This window comes from Pseudomonas luteola NBRC 103146 (genome assembly GCF_002091675.1).
Taxonomy (GTDB): domain Bacteria; phylum Pseudomonadota; class Gammaproteobacteria; order Pseudomonadales; family Pseudomonadaceae; genus Chryseomonas; species Chryseomonas luteola.
In genome coordinates this window covers 1-1,039 of record NZ_BDAE01000087.1, presented here as the reverse complement: position 1 = coordinate 1,039, position 1,039 = coordinate 1, and the positions used below count along the sequence as shown (strand labels likewise).

The 1,039-nt window shown below is 51.6% G+C and carries 2 protein-coding genes; both read left to right on the top strand.

Annotated features, from left to right (window positions below):
* Nucleotides 1-415: 415 nt before the first annotated feature.
* Nucleotides 416-631 (top strand): helix-turn-helix transcriptional regulator, encoded by a 216-nt coding sequence (locus tag PLU01S_RS25175; protein ID WP_074830583.1) that lies wholly within the window; start codon nt 416-418, stop codon nt 629-631.
* Nucleotides 632-703: 72 nt separating this feature from the next.
* Complete coding sequence (locus PLU01S_RS25170) at nt 704-976, top strand: hypothetical protein (RefSeq protein WP_074830580.1); 273 nt, start codon at nt 704-706, stop codon at nt 974-976.
* Nucleotides 977-1,039: the final 63 nt, after the last annotated feature.

Sequence of the window (1,039 nt, the reverse complement as noted above, 5' to 3'; positions counted from 1 at the left end):
TGCGAGGGTAGTTCGACTCAATCCTCATAGAGGAAAGCATCACTGAAGCGCCTGCATAGGTCGGGCGCTTTGGGATGACAACCGGAGATAGTCATGAAGATTACGTCAATCCAGAAGAAGACAGTCCTTCCAGCATTAGTGCTAGTCGTTTCGCTTGTCTCCTTCGCGTTCCTTATCAAGGCAAGGAATCCCCTAGCGTTCTTACTGCCCCTGCCCATTGGTTGGTCAGTAGGCGTTCTCGGCTATTACAGCGAGAAAACGCTCATCCCTAAGATAGGCGCATGGTTTAACAGAGATGGCTGGAAATAGACGGTAGGCATACCGCCAGTAAGCGATGGCAGCGGTGAGGAACAGACGATTTGAGGTTAGGCATTCAGTGAGTGCCTAGCCGCTCAAGTCCACTGGAGACGGAATCATGGCAAAGAAAAACGAGATCGATATGACAGTGCGGTTTATCAAGCTTCCTGAAGTTAAGCGCATCACCAGCTTGAGCATGACGGAAATCTATCGTCGGATCGGGAAGGGGCAGTTTCCTAAACAAATTCGCGTAGGCCCCAAAAGCGTCGTCTGGGTTGAGCGCGAGGTTCGAGCTTGGGTAGACCTCATGGTCGCCGGGCGCGATGACCAGTGAGGTAGAGCAGACGGTTTAAGGCAGCCAGTTCGAGTTAGCTGGCTGTCGCTTAAACCCACTGGAGATACCCAGATGAGAAAGGCAAAGCTTCTTATCGACCACCTCCCTAAAGCCAGGGGTCACCAAGCGTTATATGAGCTTAGTGAACCTCTTGATGGGCATAGCTTGGTGGTTGTAAGCGCAATTGATTATGAGAGTCACGGATGGAAAACGCTTGAGACCTACATCTTTCCAGCTAGTAAGGATGGCGAAATTATCGACTACTGCGAGTTGGAAGGAAGCATAAAAGGAACAGCTAGCCATGCTGAAGCGCTGGCTAATGCAGGTTACGAGATAGCCCCTTAATCCCCCTCTTGGTCAGCACCTGCTGGCATCCCTGCCATCGCTGAGAAGCGTCCGGTATGGCCC

Coding starts and splice junctions, on each gene's coding strand:
- PLU01S_RS25175 (WP_074830583.1), top strand. CDS start 416: ATGGCAAAGAAAAACGAGATCGATATGACAGTGCGGTTTATCAAGCTT.
- PLU01S_RS25170 (WP_074830580.1), top strand. CDS start 704: ATGAGAAAGGCAAAGCTTCTTATCGACCACCTCCCTAAAGCCAGGGGT.